This window comes from Clostridium folliculivorans (assembly GCF_024341905.1).
GTDB lineage: Bacteria > Bacillota > Clostridia > Clostridiales > Clostridiaceae > Clostridium_AR > Clostridium_AR folliculivorans.
The window spans coordinates 521010-539005 of the sequence record NZ_BQXY01000001.1; the positions used below are offsets into that span (position 1 = coordinate 521010).

At 31.0% G+C, this 17996-nt stretch carries 17 protein-coding genes; 15 read left to right on the top strand and 2 right to left on the bottom strand.

Annotation, left to right across the window (positions count from 1 at the left end):
* Positions 1–9 precede the first annotated feature (9 nt).
* From OCU55_RS02300 to ppdK, 7 genes are all read left to right on the top strand, one after another.
* Entirely contained in the window at positions 10–708 is a 699-nt protein-coding gene (locus OCU55_RS02300; protein WP_261850696.1) for a diacylglycerol kinase, read from the top strand.
* Between the two features lie 89 nt (positions 709–797).
* Positions 798–1193, top strand: coding sequence for a cytidine deaminase (locus tag OCU55_RS02305; RefSeq protein WP_261850697.1), 396 nt, complete (start codon positions 798–800; stop codon positions 1191–1193).
* 12 nt (positions 1194–1205) lie between these two features.
* A complete protein-coding gene (gene era / locus OCU55_RS02310) occupies positions 1206–2093 on the top strand; it encodes a GTPase Era (protein WP_183278427.1) in 888 nt (295 codons plus the stop codon).
* A gap of 17 nt (positions 2094–2110) precedes the next feature.
* A complete protein-coding gene (gene recO, locus OCU55_RS02315; RefSeq protein ID WP_261851497.1) occupies positions 2111–2851 on the top strand; it encodes a DNA repair protein RecO in 741 nt (246 codons plus the stop codon).
* A gap of 5 nt (positions 2852–2856) precedes the next feature.
* The gene (locus OCU55_RS02320; RefSeq protein ID WP_261850698.1) at positions 2857–3495 is read left to right on the top strand and encodes a DUF4342 domain-containing protein; all 639 of its coding nucleotides are present in this window, start codon (positions 2857–2859) and stop codon (positions 3493–3495) included.
* Between the two features lie 192 nt (positions 3496–3687).
* Positions 3688–4323: a transcriptional regulator CcpN gene (ccpN, locus tag OCU55_RS02325; protein WP_261850699.1), complete on the top strand. Its 636-nt coding sequence runs from the start codon at positions 3688–3690 to the stop codon at positions 4321–4323.
* A 124-nt stretch (positions 4324–4447) separates the two neighbouring features.
* Positions 4448–7078 carry a pyruvate, phosphate dikinase gene (gene ppdK, locus OCU55_RS02330; protein ID WP_261850700.1) on the top strand — a complete coding sequence of 877 codons (2631 nt, stop codon included), beginning with the start codon at positions 4448–4450 and terminating at the stop codon, positions 7076–7078.
* A 293-nt stretch (positions 7079–7371) separates the two neighbouring features.
* Here the strand turns inward: ppdK and OCU55_RS02335 are convergent, their stop codons facing one another.
* A complete protein-coding gene (locus OCU55_RS02335; RefSeq protein WP_261850701.1) occupies positions 7372–8436 on the bottom strand; it encodes a CotS family spore coat protein in 1065 nt (354 codons plus the stop codon).
* Positions 8437–8756: 320 nt separating this feature from the next.
* On the opposite strand from OCU55_RS02335, the gene OCU55_RS02340 reads away from it, so the two are divergent.
* The 8 genes from OCU55_RS02340 to OCU55_RS02375 all read left to right on the top strand — a co-directional run bounded on the left by OCU55_RS02340 (position 8757) and on the right by OCU55_RS02375 (position 17164).
* Positions 8757–9785 (top strand): deoxyguanosinetriphosphate triphosphohydrolase, encoded by a 1029-nt coding sequence (locus OCU55_RS02340; RefSeq protein ID WP_261850702.1) that lies wholly within the window; start codon positions 8757–8759, stop codon positions 9783–9785.
* A gap of 221 nt (positions 9786–10006) precedes the next feature.
* A complete protein-coding gene (gene dnaG / locus OCU55_RS02345; protein ID WP_261850703.1) occupies positions 10007–11788 on the top strand; it encodes a DNA primase in 1782 nt (593 codons plus the stop codon).
* 8 nt (positions 11789–11796) lie between these two features.
* Positions 11797–12951 carry an RNA polymerase sigma factor RpoD gene (gene rpoD / locus OCU55_RS02350; RefSeq protein WP_261850704.1) on the top strand — a complete coding sequence of 385 codons (1155 nt, stop codon included), beginning with the start codon at positions 11797–11799 and terminating at the stop codon, positions 12949–12951.
* A 134-nt stretch (positions 12952–13085) separates the two neighbouring features.
* Complete coding sequence (locus OCU55_RS02355; protein WP_261850705.1) at positions 13086–13973, top strand: PH domain-containing protein; 888 nt, start codon at positions 13086–13088, stop codon at positions 13971–13973.
* 188 nt (positions 13974–14161) lie between these two features.
* Positions 14162–14851 carry a tRNA (adenine(22)-N(1))-methyltransferase gene (locus OCU55_RS02360; RefSeq protein ID WP_261850706.1) on the top strand — a complete coding sequence of 230 codons (690 nt, stop codon included), beginning with the start codon at positions 14162–14164 and terminating at the stop codon, positions 14849–14851.
* Between the two features lies 1 nt (position 14852).
* Positions 14853–15656, top strand: coding sequence for a Nif3-like dinuclear metal center hexameric protein (locus OCU55_RS02365; protein ID WP_261850707.1), 804 nt, complete (start codon positions 14853–14855; stop codon positions 15654–15656).
* Positions 15657–16069: 413 nt separating this feature from the next.
* Positions 16070–16867 (top strand): TIGR00266 family protein, encoded by a 798-nt coding sequence (locus tag OCU55_RS02370; RefSeq protein ID WP_261850708.1) that lies wholly within the window; start codon positions 16070–16072, stop codon positions 16865–16867.
* Between the two features lie 21 nt (positions 16868–16888).
* Positions 16889–17164: a hypothetical protein gene (locus tag OCU55_RS02375; RefSeq protein ID WP_261850709.1), complete on the top strand. Its 276-nt coding sequence runs from the start codon at positions 16889–16891 to the stop codon at positions 17162–17164.
* Between the two features lie 254 nt (positions 17165–17418).
* Here the strand turns inward: OCU55_RS02375 and OCU55_RS02380 are convergent, their stop codons facing one another.
* The gene (locus tag OCU55_RS02380; protein ID WP_261850710.1) at positions 17419–17727 is read right to left on the bottom strand and encodes a hypothetical protein; all 309 of its coding nucleotides are present in this window, start codon (positions 17725–17727) and stop codon (positions 17419–17421) included.
* Between the last annotated feature and the right edge of the window lie 269 nt (positions 17728–17996).

Below are 17996 nucleotides of genomic sequence, written 5' to 3' on the forward strand. Positions count from 1 at the left end.
GGGGAAAAGATGAAAGTAAGAAAATTGGTTGATAGCTTCAATTATGCAATTAACGGTATTATACATTCAGTAAGGACCCAAAGGAATATGAGGATTCATATAGCAGTAGCCCTTGTGGTTCTTACTGCTTGTTTTATATACGATATTAAGAAGTTTGAGTTCCTTGTTTTGGCCATAACAATAACTATGGTTATTGCAGCAGAGCTTATGAATACAGCCATAGAACATGTTGTTGATATGACGACAAATTATTACCATCCATTAGCGAAGTTGGCAAAAAATGCAGCTGCAGGTGGAGTGTTAGTTACGGCAATAAATGCTATTTTGGTCGGCTATGTGATATTCTGGGATAAACTTACCAATGTGACATATCATACAATCGGAATGATAAGGCAGTCGGAACCATACACTATTTTTATTGTTTTAGTAATAGTATGCCTAATGACAATAGCTGCTAAGGCATTTTTTGGAGAAGGTACTCCTCTTAAGGGAGGAATGCCTAGTGGGCATAGTGCATTGGCATTTTCCTTAGCAACTGCTATAGCATTAATAACTGAAGAACCTCTATGCATTATGCTAAGCTACTTAATGGCTTTTATAACTGCTCAAAGCAGAGTAGATTCAGAAGTTCATAGTATATGGGAAGTAATTGTGGGAGCAATATTTGGTACTTTTCTAACTTTAATTGTATTTAAACTTTTTAATTAAATTCCTGTAAGGAAATCAGCTAGCTTGTAAATAATATTAATAGTGCTATAATTTATTTTGCACCAAATAACAATTGGGGGTAATAAAAAATGTATGAAGAACTTATAAAAGCAGCTATAAATGCGAGAAGTAAGGCTTATGCGCCTTATTCAAACTTCCCAGTGGGAGCAGCTATAATGAGTGATGGGAAAATCTTTGAAGGATGCAATATTGAGAACGCTTCTTTTGGAGCTACTAACTGTGCTGAAAGAACTGCTATATTTAAGGCGGTTTCTGAAGGACATAAGATAATAGAGGCTGTGGCAGTTATTGGAGATGTAAATGCTTTTACATATCCTTGTGGAATATGCAGACAGGTTATTGCTGAATTTGCAAAAGATAAAGAAATCCCTATTATAATAATCAAAAATGAGAAAGAATATATAGTGAAGACTTTAGAGGACATACTACCAGGTATATTTTCAAAAGAAGACTTAAATAAATAACTAGGAGGACAAATGTTTAAATCAGGATATATAACTATAGTAGGTAGACCAAATGTGGGGAAATCTACGCTTTTAAATCACCTAATGGGGGAAAAATTATCAATAGTCTCCAATAAACCGCAAACAACTAGAAATAATATTAAGACTATATTAACAGCAGAGGATTATCAGATGATATTCGTTGATACTCCTGGAATGCATAAACCTAAACATAAGTTAGGTGAATATATGATGACTTCAGCTAAGGAATCTTTAAATGAGGTTGATTTAGTTTTATTTTTAATCACTCCAGATGTAGAAATTGGCAGAGGAGATTCATATATTATTGAAGGCTTGAAGGATATAAAGGCACCAGTTATTCTAGTTGTAAATAAGGTGGATGAAAACACAAAAGAAAGAGTTGCAGAGACTCTAAAAAATTATTCAGAAACAATGAGTTTTGCAGAGATAATACCAATATCAGCTCTTAAAGGAAAAAATACAAGTACGCTTTTGGATTTAATTGTAAAATACCTTCCTGAAGGACCTAAATTCTATCCAGAAGATATGATAACTGATGTACAAGAAAGATTTGTAATTTCTGAAATAGTTAGAGAAAAGGCACTTAGAACTTTAAATGAAGAAGTTCCACATGGTATAGCTGTTGATATAATACAAATGAAACAAAATGAACGAGGTTTGTATAATATAGAGGTTGACTTAATCTGCGAAAAAGATTCCCATAAAGGAATAATTATAGGCAAAAATGGTCAAACGCTAAAAAGAATAGGTGAAAGTGCTAGATACGAAATTGAGAAATTTTTAAGAGAAAGAGTAAACTTAAAGATTTGGGTTAAGGTAAGAAAAGAATGGAGAGATAACCCTTTATTTTTGAGAGAACTTGGATATAAGAAAAAATAAGTAGGAGATGAGGATTTCTGTCTATTTTTGAAACAAACGGCGTAGTAATTAAAGCTCAAGATTTTAAAGAAAATGATAAATTGATATGGTTATATACAGAAAAGTTAGGTAAGATAGCAGTTATCGCTAAAGGTGCAAAAAAAAGTAAAAGTAGACATTTATCTCTTACTCTCCCATTATGCTACGGTGAATTTGTAGTTTTTAAAGGGAAAAATCTGTACACTCTCTCAGAAGGGAGAATAACCAACTCTTTTCAAGGATTACTAAATAATTTAGAAAAACTTACATATTCAACATACATTTGTGAACTGATAGATATATGCGTAACGGATGAAGAGGATAACGGGAAGTTATTTAAGGATTTTGTTACCTGCCTATATTTATTAAATACTGATGCTCTTGACTATGAGCTTTTAATTAGGAGTTTTGAACTTAAAATATTAAAGGCTACAGGATATGGATTAAATCTAGATAATTGTGCATACTGTAAAAAAAGTATAAACTCTGCTGCATACATAAACATGTCTTTTTATGGAGGTGTGTGCGAAGAATGTCCAAAAGAATATGGCATATCTTTATCTAAAGGTGCATACAGTGCATTAAAGTATTTAAACACTGCACCAATGGATAAAATATATAGACTTAATATTAATAAGACAGTAAAAGATGAAATTGCAAAAATTACAGCATACATTATTAATTCTAATTATTCTAAAAAACCAAAAAGTTTAGAAATGCTAAATTATATTAAGGAGTGATAAAAATGAGTGAAGTTACTTTAGAAAAAGTTGACCAAGTAAGACAAAGAACAGGTGTTAGTTATGCTGAAGCAAAAAATGCTTTAGAAGTAAATAATGGAGAAGTTCTTGATGCTTTAATTTATATTGAAGAAGTAAAGAGTCATGATAAGAATGCTGAAAGTCAGTGGAAATCAGAAAAAGAAGAAGGCTCACAAAAGTACGAAACAATAGAAGAATTTAAAGCTTGGTTATCTGAATTAATTAAAAAGGGAAATGTATCTAGAATTAAAATAAAAAAAGATGAAAAAGTATTAATAGATGTACCGGTTAATGCTGGAATTGCTGCTGGAGTTATTGCTTTAGTATTACCGCAGTTATTAGCTATAGGTATAATTACAGCTATTGCTACTAAGATTACAATAGAGATAACTAAAGAAGATGGTTCAGTTGAAGTTGTAAATAAGGTGGTAAAAGAGACTGTTTCTGATGTAAAAGATATGGCTACTGATCTAAAGGATAAAGCAACAGATTTGGCTGAAAACTTAAAAGATAAGTTTAATTCAGTAAAAAATGAGAAGGCTACTAACAAAAATATTCATGTAGATAATGATTCACCAGTTTATACCTATACAGTTAAATTTGATGAAGTGGATAAAGAATAAGGAATTTAAAGAAAAATAAGAAAATTCAGATGAAATAAGAGGCAAATGAGGAATATTCAAAGAATTTGAAAGATTATTCAGAAAATTTGGCATAGTCAAACTTCGATATAGTGATATAATAGGTTATGTAAAACGTATACGGTTCTGAATAATCAGAATATTCCTCTATTAAAACGAAAGAGGGGAAGGACATTGAAGTTATCACCGCGTCAGGAAGAGATAATAAAGCTTGTAAAAGAGGGACAGCCTATTACCTCAGAAGCGCTGGCTTCAAAGCTTGGGGTTACGAGAGCAGCATTAAGGCCAGATTTAGCAGTACTTACTATGATTGGTGCCTTAGATGCAAGACCTAAGGTAGGTTATGTTTATACTGAAAAGCCAATGAATAACCTCTTGTATGATTACATCACCAATATAAAGGTTAAAGATATAATGTCTAAACCTGCATTTGTAAACGAAGAGACTATGGTATATGATGCGATAGTTAATCTTTTTCTAACAGATGTGGGAACATTATTTGTTGAAAGTGATGGATTTTTAATAGGTGCAGTTTCAAGAAAAGATTTCTTGAAGATAGCTATAGGCGGAACAGATATACATAAAGTTCCTGTAGGAGTCATAATGACTAGAATGCCTAATATAATATTTATAAGCAAAGAAGAAAGCGCATATACTGCAGCAAAGAAGATAATAGAGCATGAAATAGATTCTATTCCGGTGGTTGAAAAAGTTCTTGATGAGGAACAAAAGGATCAATATAAGATAATTGGAAAGATATCTAAAACAAATATAACAAAATTGTTTGTAAAAATGGGAAATGGTCAATAATTAAGGGTAAGTAATTCAGTCTATGGTTCACAGTTCAATTCGTCAGCTTTCGGAGCATTAGCTCTGTTAAGTATATATATATAAACATATTAATATAAATAGTATTGAACGGAGGAGTATTGAGATGGAGATCAAAAAATATGTTTACCTCTTCAAAGAAGGTAAGGCATCAATGAAAAATTTACTGGGAGGTAAAGGTGCTAATTTAGCTGAAATGACAACTTTGGGTATACCTGTTCCACAAGGATTTATAGTAACTACTGAAGCTTGTAATAAATACTATGAAGATGGAAGAAAGATTTCGCCAGAAATAATCAACCAAATTCATGAAAAATTAGCTCAGTTAGAAGAAATAACAGGTAAAAAGTTTGGTGATTTAAATAAACCTCTTTTAGTTTCAGTAAGATCTGGAGCAAGAGTTTCAATGCCAGGTATGATGGATACAATATTAAATCTTGGTTTAAATGATGCTGCTGTTGAAGCAATGGCAAGTCTTACAAACAATCCAAGATTTGCATATGATTCATATAGAAGATTTATTCAAATGTTCTCAGATGTTGTTATGGGGATTGAAAAGAGATTATTTGAAGCTAAAATCGATGAGATGAAAGAAGAAAAGGGTGTACATTTCGATACAGAGTTAACTGCTGATGATCTTAAAGAATTAGTTGTAAGATTTAAGGCACTTTATAAGAAAGAAAAAGGTGAGGACTTCCCACAAGATCCTAAAGATCAGCTTATAGAATCAATCACTGCTGTATTTAGATCATGGGATAACCCAAGAGCTATAGTTTATAGAAGACTTAATGATATACCTGGAGATTGGGGAACTGCTGTAAACGTTCAAGAGATGGTTTTCGGTAACAAAGGAGAAACATCAGGTACAGGAGTTGCGTTCTCAAGAGACCCATCCACAGGAGAAAATGCTATATATGGTGAGTACTTAATGAATGCTCAAGGTGAGGATGTTGTTGCTGGTATAAGAACTCCTCAACCAATTGCTAAATTACAGGAACAAAATCCTGAAATTTATAAGCAATTTGAAGACATAGTTAATACTTTAGAAAAACATTATAGAGATATGCAAGATATGGAGTTCACAATAGAAGAAGGAACTTTATATTTCTTACAAACTAGAAATGGTAAAAGAACTGCTCAATCAGCATTAAAGATTGCTGTAGATCTAGTTGAAGAAGGAATGCTTACAAAGGAAGAAGCACTTTTAAAAGTTGATCCAAAGCAATTAGATTCATTACTTCATCCAACTTTTGATCCTGCTGAAATGAAAAAGGTTGAAGTTGTAGCTAAGGGGTTACCAGCTTCACCAGGTGCTGCATGCGGAAAGATAGCATTCTCAGCTGAAGAAGCTAAAGAAAGAGCAGCAAATGGAGAAACTGTAGTTTTAGTAAGACTTGAAACATCTCCAGAAGATATAGAAGGTATGATAGCTGCAAGAGGTATCTTAACTGTAAGAGGTGGTATGACATCACATGCTGCAGTTGTTGCTAGAGGTATGGGAACTTGCTGTGTAGCGGGTTGTGGAGAATTAAAGGTTAGTGAAGCTAATAAGACATTAGAAGTTGCAGGTAAGACTTTAACTGCTAATGATTGGATATCAATAGATGGTTCAACTGGTAATATATATGCTCAAGCTATAAAGACAGTTTCACCTGAAATAAGCGGATATTTCGCAACATTTATGGGATGGGCTGATGAAACAAGAAAATTAAAGGTTAGAACAAACGCTGATACACCTAGAGATACAGTTCAAGCAGTAGAATTTGGTGCAGAAGGTATTGGACTATGTAGAACAGAGCATATGTTCTTTGCAGAAGACAGAATTGCTGCTGTTAGAGAAATGATAGTTGCTAAGACTGTAGAGCAAAGAAGAAAGGCTTTAGATAAACTTCTTCCAATGCAAAGAGGCGATTTTGCATCTATGTACGAGGCACTAGAAGGAAGACCAGCTACTATAAGATTCTTAGATCCACCACTACATGAATTCTTACCTCAAGCTGAAGAAGATATCATAGCTTTAGCTAAGGAGATGGATATAACTTATGAGGAGCTTAAAGCAACTTGTGAGGAATTGCATGAATTCAACCCAATGATGGGTCATAGAGGATGCCGTTTGGCTGTTTCATACCCAGAAATAGCTGAAATGCAAACAAGAGCTGTCATCGAAGCTGCTATTGAAGTTAGAAACAATAAAGGCTATGATGTAGTTCCTGAAATAATGATTCCATTAGTTGGAGAAATAAAAGAATTAAAGTATGTTAAAGATATAGTAGTAGAAACTGCTAAGACAGTTATGAGTGAAAAAGGTGTAGAAATACCTTTCAAAGTAGGTACAATGATAGAAATTCCTAGAGCTGCTTTAACTGCAGATACTATAGCTAAAGAAGCTGAATTCTTCTCATTTGGTACTAATGACTTAACTCAAATGACTTTTGGATTCTCAAGAGATGATGCTGCTAAGTTCTTAAAAGACTACTATGAAAAGAAGATCTACGAACAAGATCCATTTGCTAAGATTGACCAAACAGGTGTTGGTGAATTGATGAAGATAGCAGTTGAAAAAGGTAGATCCGAAAGAGCTGATATCAAACTTGGTATCTGTGGAGAACACGGTGGAGATCCTTCTTCAGTTGAATTCTGCCATGCATTAGGATTAGACTATGTATCATGTTCACCATTTAGAGTTCCAATAGCTAGATTAGCTGCTGCTCAAGCTCAAATTAAGAATCCAAGATAGTATTTAAATAAAAAGAAACCTAATGAAATTTAGGTTTCTTTTTTACTTCATAAAAAAACATAAAATTTTCAAGTTAGCTAAACCAGTCTATTTCAATGTGTTTAGAAGCTTTTATGGATATACAGTAAAAAATAAAACCCACAAATATATAGAAATGTAAATTTCAATATATTTGTGGGTTAGTTCATAGAAATAGATATTCGTTTCCATGATTTAAAAATATACCAATAATTATTTTATCTATTAATGGTAATTTCCCTGATAAATAGATTTCCGATTGAAGTGTGTCATCTTTATATATCTAATGAATAATGCTTTCTTAAATGATCAGTTAATTCGGAAATAAAATTAAGTTGGTAATCAGTTTTTTTAACTGTTTTTTCTAATAAGTTACAGAAGGAGTTCTTGTTGCATTTCTTTATGTTATTATAGTAATCTTTAGAAATTCTCCAGTATTTTTGAGGGAAGGATAAATATACTAAAATATATTTAATATCATCAATAGTTAGTTTGTTTATCTCGTTATAATTTTTTATACAATTAATAGCTATTTCTACATCCCATTTTGTATTGTCTCTTTTTAATAGTCGTCTTAGATAATAAGAAATATCATGTGCAATATAGTCATATGAGCACTTATCAAAGTCTATAATCCAAATTTCTTTTGACTTATCAAAGATAATATTCTTATTTACATAATCACCATGACACAGAGAGGATGTAAGATTATCATTATTAATTGTAGATGCAGTTTCTAATGCGAATTTTGCTAGATCTATGTTTTTATCAAAGCTATCCAAGAACATTTTAGAAAACTTATCTTTATACAGGTATGCAGAGTTTGAACATATCAAAAGTTTTTGAAAATGTTTATTGATGGATATGTATAAGTCATCATATCCTTTCTTTATTTTACTACCTGGTATAGGAAAAAAGTCTTTTGACGAATAATGCATTTTTGCTAAGTATTTTGAAGTTTCAACTATGTTATCTATGTCGTCATAATTACATTTTTCTCCATCAACCCATGGAGTAAGTACGAAAAGCATATCATTATAATTTACAAATCTACTTTTATTTACTGTGGGTAAAAATCTTGGGACATTAATACCATTCCTATAAAGCCATTCCATAGCAGAATAGACAAAGAGTAACTCTGATTCTGTATAATAAACTTTTTTTAAACAATAAGTTTTGTTGTTATAATCAATTTTATAAACAGCTCTCTGCTTTTCTGTGTTCTTCAACTTTATTTGCTCTATGGAGGCTTCGTTCAAATTGTAGTAAGGTAAGACGTGCTTTCCTACATTTGATTCAGATAATAAGCTGGCAGCAGTTGCATGCAATTCCTTTGGCATAAATACCTCCTTCACATAAAAATTCATATTATATTAATATTATGAAAATTATTACATTATACGTATGTTTTACAATTTTATTTTAATTGTTTGATTAGATGATGTTTCAGTAGTTTATATATACATGGAATAAACTGAGGTTGAAGGAGAATTGCTTTGTACTGCAATTAATTTAAAAAAAATCTTAATTTGAATAATAATTTTATATTAATAATTATAAAATTGTAATAGTTTGAAAAAAAATGCAAATGATAAATAGTAGCATAAATTTGAAGGATTTTAAGAAAATATATAGAATATCTATAAAAGGAGGTGATTATATGACTATAAGGGAAAAAATTGAGGGTTTTGAAAGTTTGACACTGATTAAAGAGGCTTCTTTTTCTAACAAAACGAAAGGAAGAGAAAAAAGTGAAGAACAAGATCATATAAGAACCTGTTATATGGTTGATAGAGACAGGATACTACATTGTAAATCTTTTAGAAGACTAAAGCATAAAACTCAAGTTTTTATAAAGACTTCTTCAGATCACTATAGAACTAGACTTACCCATACTTTAGAAGTTTCTCAAATAGCTAGGACAATAGCTGTTGGTATAGGACTAAATGAATATCTAGTTGAAGCAATAACACTTGGCCATGATTTAGGGCATGTAGCATTTGCACATATGGGTGAAGAAGTTTTAAATGAATTTTTAAAGAATGGTTTTAGGCATAACGAACAAAGCGTTAGAGTGGTGAAAAGGCTTGAAAAAGAAGGAAGAGGCTTAAATCTGTGCTTCGAAGTTATAGATGGTATAGAACATCACAGTGGCTTTACGAACGGTATTGCTAAGGCAGCAACCTTAGAAGGTCAAGTGGTGAGATATAGTGATAAGATGGCATATTTAAACCATGATATAGATGATTCTGTAAGAGCAGGGCTTCTTAGAGAGGATGAGGTTCCTAAAGATATAATTGATATATTAGGAAAAACTAATTCTGAAAGGATAAATATATTGGTAACGGATTGTATTGAAAATACACTTAACAACATAAAGAAAGGTGATATAAAGGTTTCTTTAAGTGACGAAGTAGGAGATGCAATGACCAAATTAAGAAGCTTTATGTTTAAAAAAGTGTATCTTGGGGATATATTAAAGATTGAAAGAGATAAAGCTAAGTTTGTATTAAGACATGTGATTGAATATTTTATGAAGCACCCTGAAGAGATGCCTAACATATATCAAGAAATTTCAGAACAAGAAGGTTTAGAAAGAGCTGTCGCTGATTATGCAGCTGGTATGAGTGATGATTATTGTCTTAATATGTTTAATAAAATATATGTACCTAAATTTGTGATTTATTAATAAATTAAGGACTAAAAGTTATATAATCATAAAAAGATGATAGTTATTTATATATAAGAAGGAAAATTAAAGAAAATAACGAATAATAAATATTACTTGAAATTATAAAGTTTAATAATAAATTTGAAAAAACGTAAAACAAAAAGAAGGATTTTATCAACTTATGTCGAATATTATAAAACTTGCAAAGAAATAAATTTATTTTAAGGTGGTTATGCTCCTTGAAAATATCAGAAGAACTTTTAGAAAAGATAAAAGAACAAAATGATATTGTGGATGTAATCTCAGAATCAGTTAGGCTTAAAAGGGCTGGAAGAAACTATACAGGACTATGTCCTTTTCATAGTGAAAAAACTCCATCTTTTTCAGTTACACAAGAAAAGCAGATATATAAGTGTTTTGGTTGTGGGGAAGCTGGTAATGTGATTACCTTCGTAATGAAAACTAGAAATTTATCTTACTTTGATGCAGCTAGATTTTTAGCAGAAAGAGCTAATATACCTCTAGAAAGTGAAAGTCCAGGTAATAGTAAGATAAATTGGAAGAAAGATTTACTTCATAAGATTAATACCGAAGCTGCAAGATATTTCTTTTCTAATCTTCAAAACGTCAAAATGCCAAAAGAGTATTTCCTACGAAGAGGTATTACTGAAAATACAATAAAAAAATTTGGATTGGGATACTCAGCGGATAGTTGGAATTCTTTGCTTAACTTCCTGAAAAGGAAGGGATATAAAGAAGATGTAATAATTGAATCTGGGCTAGCTGTAAAAAGTGAAAAAGGAAGAGTTTACGATAGATTTAGAAATAGAGTAATGTTCCCAGTATTTGATTATAAAGGAAAAGTTATAGGGTTTGGTGGAAGAGTGCTTGATGATTCTAAACCTAAGTATTTAAACTCTCCAGAAACCTTAGTATTTCAAAAGGGTACTAATTTATATGGTCTAAACTTTGCTATAAAAAAGGGAATACCAGAAAGATATTTTATTATGGTAGAGGGATATATGGACTGTATTTCACTTCACCAGTATGGGATAACAAATGTAGTGGCATCGCTAGGAACTGCATTAACTACAGGTCAGGCAAGACTTTTAAAAAGATATGCTGACAGAGTAATAATATCTTATGATGCAGATATAGCAGGTCAAAATGCTACTATAAGAGGATTGGAAATACTGAGAAGTGCTGGGTTTGATGTTAGAGTTCTGACAGTTCCTCAAGGAAAAGATCCAGATGAATACATAAGAAGCAATGGAAGAGAGGCATTTTTAAGGTTAATTGATTCATCACAGCCTCTAATAGAATATAGATTGTTTAGAGCTAGAGAAGGAATAAACTTTAATGATAATGAAGAGATTATAAAATATGGAGAAAGAGTTACAGAGATAATAGCAGACTTAAATCCTGTGGAAAAGGATGTGTATGTAAAAAAAATCGCTGAAGAAACAGGACTCCGTGAACAGTCATTGTACGACTTATTATCGAAAAAAATGACAAAAAACAATGAATCTTCTCTTAACATGAATAATAAGGAAGAATTTGGAACAAAATTATATGTAGAGCCAGCTTATATTAAGTCTGAAAGAAGTTTGCTTAAAATTATGTCAAATAAAGAATTCTATCAATATATAATTGGGCATATATCTAGAGAGGACTTAATTTTAGATTCTCATAAAAAAATATTTTCAATAATAACATCTCTATTTGAAGAAGGTAAAGAAGACATACATTCCCTAATAGAATTCAGATGTGATGATGGTGAAAGTTTAAAAGAGTGGATACTTATAAGAGAAATTGAGACGATGATTACAGAAAGTAATATGGAGAAAATCATCAATGATTATATAAAAGAAATCAAAAAGCAAAGTTTAGAAAATCACAAGAAGGAAATCTTGCATAAGCTGAAACTAAGTGATGAAAAAGGATTGTTTCGAGAAGCCATTGAGCTAGCAAGAGAAGCTAAAGAAGTAGACGAGAAACTTAAAAGATTAGAAAGGGGTTAAGTACGGATATGGCGGAAGGAGGTATTAACATGGAAACTATTGAAAAGGCAAATAAAGCGAAACCAACAAAGGATAAAGCAGTAGCCGCTAAAGTTGACACTAAAGATAAAAATGCTAAAATGGGGATTGTTAAGAAACTCATAGAAAAAGGTAAGAAGAGTGGTACTTTAACATATAAAGAAATTATGGATGAATTAGATGAAATAGATCTAAGTCCAGATCAAATAGAAAAAATCTATGAAGTTTTAGAATCCATGGGAATAGAAGTAATAGGTGAAATTGGTGAATCAGAGAATGTCGAAGAAGAACTAGATCTTTCTATACCAGAAGGGATAGCAATAGATGACCCTGTTAGAATGTATCTTAAAGAGATAGGTAAGGTTCCTTTGTTATCATCAGATGAAGAAATCAGACTTGCTGAAAGAATCGAAGAGGGAGATCAGTATGCAAAGAAAAAGCTTGCTGAGGCTAACTTAAGACTGGTTGTAAGTATAGCAAAAAGATATGTCGGAAGAGGAATGCTTTTCCTAGATCTTATCCAAGAAGGAAATTTGGGATTAATAAAAGCTGTTGAAAAGTTTGATTATAGAAAAGGCTTTAAATTCTCAACTTATGCTACTTGGTGGATAAGACAGGCGATTACTAGAGCCATAGCAGATCAGGCTAGAACTATAAGAATACCAGTTCATATGGTAGAAACTATAAATAAATTGATAAGAGTTCAAAGACAATTACTTCAAGAGCTTGGAAGAGATCCATTGCCTGAAGAGTTATCAAAGCATATGGATATGCCTGTTGATAAAGTAAGAGAAATATTGAAGATTGCTCAAGAGCCAGTTTCATTAGAAACACCTATCGGTGAAGAGGAAGATAGTCATTTAGGTGATTTTATACCAGATGATGAAGCACCAGCACCAGCAGAAGCAGCGGCATTTACTATGTTAAAAGAACAACTTATCAATGTGCTTGATACATTAACTCCAAGAGAAGAAAAAGTATTAAGACTTAGATTTGGTTTAGATGACGGAAGAGCAAGAACTCTTGAAGAAGTAGGTAAAGAGTTTAATGTAACTAGAGAAAGAATAAGACAAATAGAAGCTAAAGCATTAAGAAAGCTTAGACATCCAAGCAGAAGCAAAAAGCTAAAGGATTATCTAGACTAAAAGCACCTACACATGGTGCTTTTAATTTTAGATAGATTAAAATTTTTAACAATTTATAAACAATACCAAAATTTGGTGTTAACATTGTTAGGAAAGCTATAGATTTATGATATAATGACTTTGAGGTGGTAGGTTTGGAAAGTTATAAACCCCGTAGAGGGATTGCCATATATGAGCTGTTGTTTTTTATAATAGCTGTAAATACAATAATATATTTTGGAGTGCAATTTTTTAATACATATACAGAGGTAAGTCTTGTTAAGATTTTTTCTGTTGCCTTCTCCATATATTGTTTATTTTATGTACTACAAACAGTTACTCTAAGATACAAAGTACACTCAAATGGTATTGAAATAAATGCTCTTTGGGGTATAAAGAAAATTTTTATACCATATGAAAAAGTAGACGGATATAATGTTCAAACAGGAGCTATAAAGGGCATGAATCTTTCTGGAGTTGGTAGAACTATGTACAACTACGGAAGATCAGTAATAGAGGATGTTGGAACAAGCCATATGTTTGTTACTTCTAGCAAACAGGTATTATATATTCATACAGATGAAATAAGTTACGGTATTTCACCAAATGATATAGATTCATTTTTAGCTAAGTTCAAAGAAAAAGATATCAAGCCAAAAAAGTTTGAAATTAAATACAATAAAAACAGGGATTTGTTTAAAGAAAAAAGCTTTCTTTTCCCGTTTATGCTTGTAGCACTTATAATTGTATATATGACGCTTAACCCTTTTGTCCTTTATCTGATGAATAAGCTTCCGGATAATATGCCTCTATTTTTTGATGCAACCTTTAGACCGGTAGTGGAGGGAACAGGGAAACAGTTTGCTTTTAGACAAATGACCTATGGTGCGCTAAACATGATAATACTATTCTGTATGCATTATGCAGCATATTTTTGTGCTAAATATGACAAGAGATCTGCTTATAAATATATTTATATAGCTTTGCTGATTTCTTCAGTATTTTTAGCTATACAAATTAGAATACTACACTTATATCTATAATAAAAAAACTTGAAGTAGTATGTCTATATAGATGTACCACTTCAATACGAAAATTATTTTCAAAACTCATCTGGGTTCATTGAGAAGAATTTGAAAATATAAATTTAATTATGAAGTGGTATACCAATATATGAGATATAGTAGAAATTTTCATAAGCAAATGATAGATTTATAGAAAGGTGAACTTGATGGAACTTAGTAAAAGGTTACAAACCATAGTTAATAATATTGATAAATGTGACAGCATAGCTGATATTGGTACAGATCATGGATATGTACCAATTTATTGCGTAAAAAATGAAATTTGCAGTAAAGCTATAGCGTCTGATATAAATAAAGGACCTATTGAGAAAGCAAAATTCAATGTGGCGATGGATGGACTAGAGAAGAGCATAGAGTGTAGACTTGGACCAGGGCTTTCTACTTTAAAGGTAAATGAAGTAGAAGCAATAGTCATAGCAGGGATGGGAGGGAACTTAACTAGAGATATATTATTAGAAGATATAGACAAGATTAAGAAGTGCTCATTCATTATACTTCAGCCAGCTCAAAACCCTGAAGTGTTAAGAGAGTTTTTGTATACCAGTAAATTTGAAGTTCTTGATGAAGATATCTGCCTTGATGAAGGAAAATATTATGAATTGTTTAAAGTCAGGTTTAATGAACATAATAAACCTTTAGAGTTTGATGATTCTATATATTTTGAGATAAGCCCAGTAATTTTGAAAAAGAATAATGAAACTTTCATGAGTTTTATAAATTCAAAAATATCTAAATATGAAAGCATATTGAGTTTTATAAAAGAAGATACTATTCATGCAAAACAGAAGAGAACTGAGCTAGAAGTTAAAATTTCTAAACTTAAGGAGATATTGTAGTATGAAAGTATTTGAGATATCAAAAATAGTAGAAGAACTTGCACCTAAAGCCTTAAAAGAAGATTTTGACAATGTTGGGCTTATGGTTGGAGATAATAATGCAGAAGTTTCTACTATATTAGTTGCTTTAGATTGTACCCTAAGTGTAATAGAAGAGGCAAAGAAAATTGGTGCACAAATGATATTAACACATCACCCAATACTTTTCCTAAAGCCAAAGACAATTACAAAGGATACGTTATTAGGTAAAAAGCTTATAGAACTAATAAAAAGTGATATAAATGTGTACAGTGCTCATACTAACTTAGATTCTGCTAAAGAGGGTATGAATGATACTATAGTGAAAATATTAGGTTTTAATAGTGACAAAATCCTTGAAGTTTCTAATAACTCAAAGAATGGAGATGCTGGTATTGGTAGATTAGTGTCTTTAGATACTCCTATGGAATTATCAGAGTTAATAGATACAATAAAGAAGAAACTATCAATTCAAAACTTAAGATTTAGTGGTAGTTTAAATAAGAAAGTAAAGAAAATCGCTATAATAAATGGAAGCGGGCAGGATTTCTTTGCAATTTCTAAAAGATATGGTGCAGATTGTATCATAACAGGAGATACCACTTATCATTATGTAAGTGACTATACAGAAGAAGGAATTTCAATTTTAGATATAGGACATTTTGGCTCAGAATGGCCATTGTTTATAGATATATGTAATAGATTAACAGAAAAGTTTCTTTCTGCTGATAAAGATGTAAAAGTTGTGGTTTCAAAAACAAATAGAGATCCATATAATTTTATTTAATTTTAGATTTAGGCGCTGTTAAAGGACCGTGTTGAAATTAATTGGTTAATCATCCGACACTTTAATAAGCTTACGTAAAGAATTAATATGATTTTTTCATTTCCATGGCTAAAACTGTGATTGTAGAGTATGTGTAGCTTGAGTTTACATATAGGAAACCCATAAAACAGCTTAATAAAAATTAGGCTGTTTTTTCATTTACCGAAAGACAAAACTTGCTGACTAAGTGGTATAAAAATATATCCTCATAATAAATAATTCTGCATATGGAACAATAAATATATAAAGTAGCTACTATATTTTTAACATTAACTTATAAATAACTTAAAATTTTCTTAAGTTACTAAAAATATATTTTATTTGCACAAATTTTCAAATAGAATATTATTATAAACATATAAGGAGTGATTTTATTGTATTCACATGAAATAGACTACAAGATCTATGGAGATGATATGCAGTTCGTAGAAATAGAATTAGATCCAAATGAAACTGTATTTGCAGAAGCAGGTGCGATGATGATGATGGATCAAACTATGAAGATGGAAACAATCTTTGGTGACGGAACAAATGCAGGCAGTGGATTAATGGGTAAGTTGTTTTCAGCAGGAAAAAGAGTTGTAACTGGTGAAAGTTTATTTATGACTGCATTCACTAACACAGGTTATGGAAAGGCACAAGTTTCCTTTGCAGCTCCTTATCCTGGTAAGATAATACCTATGGATTTATCAAAACTAGGCGGAAAGCTTATCTGCCAAAAAGATGCTTTCTTATGTGCAGCAAAAGGAGTATCTATTGGAATTGACTTTAGAAGAAAATTAAGTGTAGGCTTCTTTGGTGGAGAAGGATTCATACTTGAAAAGCTTGAAGGAGATGGATTAGCTTTTGTTCATGCAGGTGGAACTATTACAAGGAAAGATCTTATGCCAGGTCAAACCTTAAAGATAGATACTGGATGTCTTGTAGCAATGACAAGAGATGTTCACTATGATATCGAATTTGTAGGAGGAATAAAGAATACTTTATTTGGTGGAGAAGGATTATTCTTAGCTACGTTAACAGGACCAGGCTCTGTATGGGTTCAAAGTTTACCATTCTCAAGATTAGCCTCTAGAGTATTTGCAGCTTCAGGGATGCATGGTGGCGGAAGAAAAGATGAAGGAAGTATATTAGGTTCATTAGGTAACTTTTTAGATGGTGATGGTTTCTAACAATTTTTGGGGTTGAGAGGTGTGTCAAAAAAGAAGAGTTATAAGCACTATGACTTTAATAGTACTGGCAAAAGTTATGATGATATAGGCGAAGATTTTAAAAAACTAGGTACTGATATTAAGAACATATATAAAAAGGTTGATTACAAAGTACCTATGAAATTCAAAAAAAGCACAAATCTATTAAAGTATCTTATAATATCAGCTATTATTGTATTACTTGTATTTACAAGAATAGGTATACCAATAGCGATACTAATGCTTATCGCTGCTTTGTATATGAGCAATAAGCATTAGAAGTTAAAGCTAATTATTAGAAATATATAAGCATATAATAAAGCTTTAAAGAATTAAAGTTGATATGGAATCTAAAAAAGATGACTCTTGCATTAAGCAGAGTCATTTTTTAGTTTAAAAATAATTTTTACATAAAAGATTGAAATAGTAGGTCTGTTGAGTTGAATAGATAACTAAGTTCCATAAATTTAAAATACATTAGAAGCGATTTTAACTATTAATGGTATCTTACTTGAAACTGATATATCTATAAGCTATTTATAGTCTATATAACCTTTCTTTTTGCTCTGCAGTAATAATAAAAAGTTTATAGTATAAAACCCAGTAAGCCCTAATATAACAAATATATTTTCAAGATTAAGCACAATTATTAAAAATCCATAGGCAATAAGATATATAGTATTTATAATAGCAAAGTTAAATTGTAAAGCTAAAAATTCATTTGATTTTACAACCTTTATTTTTGATCTTCGACTATAATAATTAAGCTTGTTTTTAAATAAAACAGAATATATTAAGTAGATTACTCCCATAAATACAGGTATTAAACCAATGAAATTCATTTCGATCCTTCCTTTCTGACTTAGAATAGAATCAAGTTGTTATATGTTTAATTATAACATAGACTACATTATTTGGGATTATAGTGCTTTAAATTTTTTGGTGATTTTAAAGTACCATGTTGAAATTAACTAGTTATCAATGTAACGCTTTAATGGAGATTAATATAAAAAGATTATTTGATTTTTAATAAGATGTTTATTATGCTTAAATAGTTACACATTATAAAAGTATTTAAGTTTTATAATGTATATAGAGTTATTAGCTCAAC

Bases quoted from the DNA above. Each gene is read 5' to 3' on its own strand.
- OCU55_RS02365 (WP_261850707.1), top strand. From the start codon at position 14,853: ATGAAAGTATTTGAGATATCAAAAATAGTAGAAGAACTTGCACCTAAA.
- OCU55_RS02320 (WP_261850698.1), top strand. From the start codon at position 2,857: ATGAGTGAAGTTACTTTAGAAAAAGTTGACCAAGTAAGACAAAGAACA.
- rpoD (WP_261850704.1), top strand. From the start codon at position 11,797: ATGGCGGAAGGAGGTATTAACATGGAAACTATTGAAAAGGCAAATAAA.
- era (WP_183278427.1), top strand. From the start codon at position 1,206: ATGTTTAAATCAGGATATATAACTATAGTAGGTAGACCAAATGTGGGG.
- OCU55_RS02340 (WP_261850702.1), top strand. From the start codon at position 8,757: ATGACTATAAGGGAAAAAATTGAGGGTTTTGAAAGTTTGACACTGATT.
- OCU55_RS02380 (WP_261850710.1), bottom strand. From the start codon at position 17,727: ATGAATTTCATTGGTTTAATACCTGTATTTATGGGAGTAATCTACTTA.
- OCU55_RS02305 (WP_261850697.1), top strand. From the start codon at position 798: ATGTATGAAGAACTTATAAAAGCAGCTATAAATGCGAGAAGTAAGGCT.
- OCU55_RS02335 (WP_261850701.1), bottom strand. From the start codon at position 8,436: ATGCCAAAGGAATTGCATGCAACTGCTGCCAGCTTATTATCTGAATCA.
- ppdK (WP_261850700.1), top strand. From the start codon at position 4,448: ATGGAGATCAAAAAATATGTTTACCTCTTCAAAGAAGGTAAGGCATCA.
- OCU55_RS02360 (WP_261850706.1), top strand. From the start codon at position 14,162: ATGGAACTTAGTAAAAGGTTACAAACCATAGTTAATAATATTGATAAA.
- OCU55_RS02300 (WP_261850696.1), top strand. From the start codon at position 10: ATGAAAGTAAGAAAATTGGTTGATAGCTTCAATTATGCAATTAACGGT.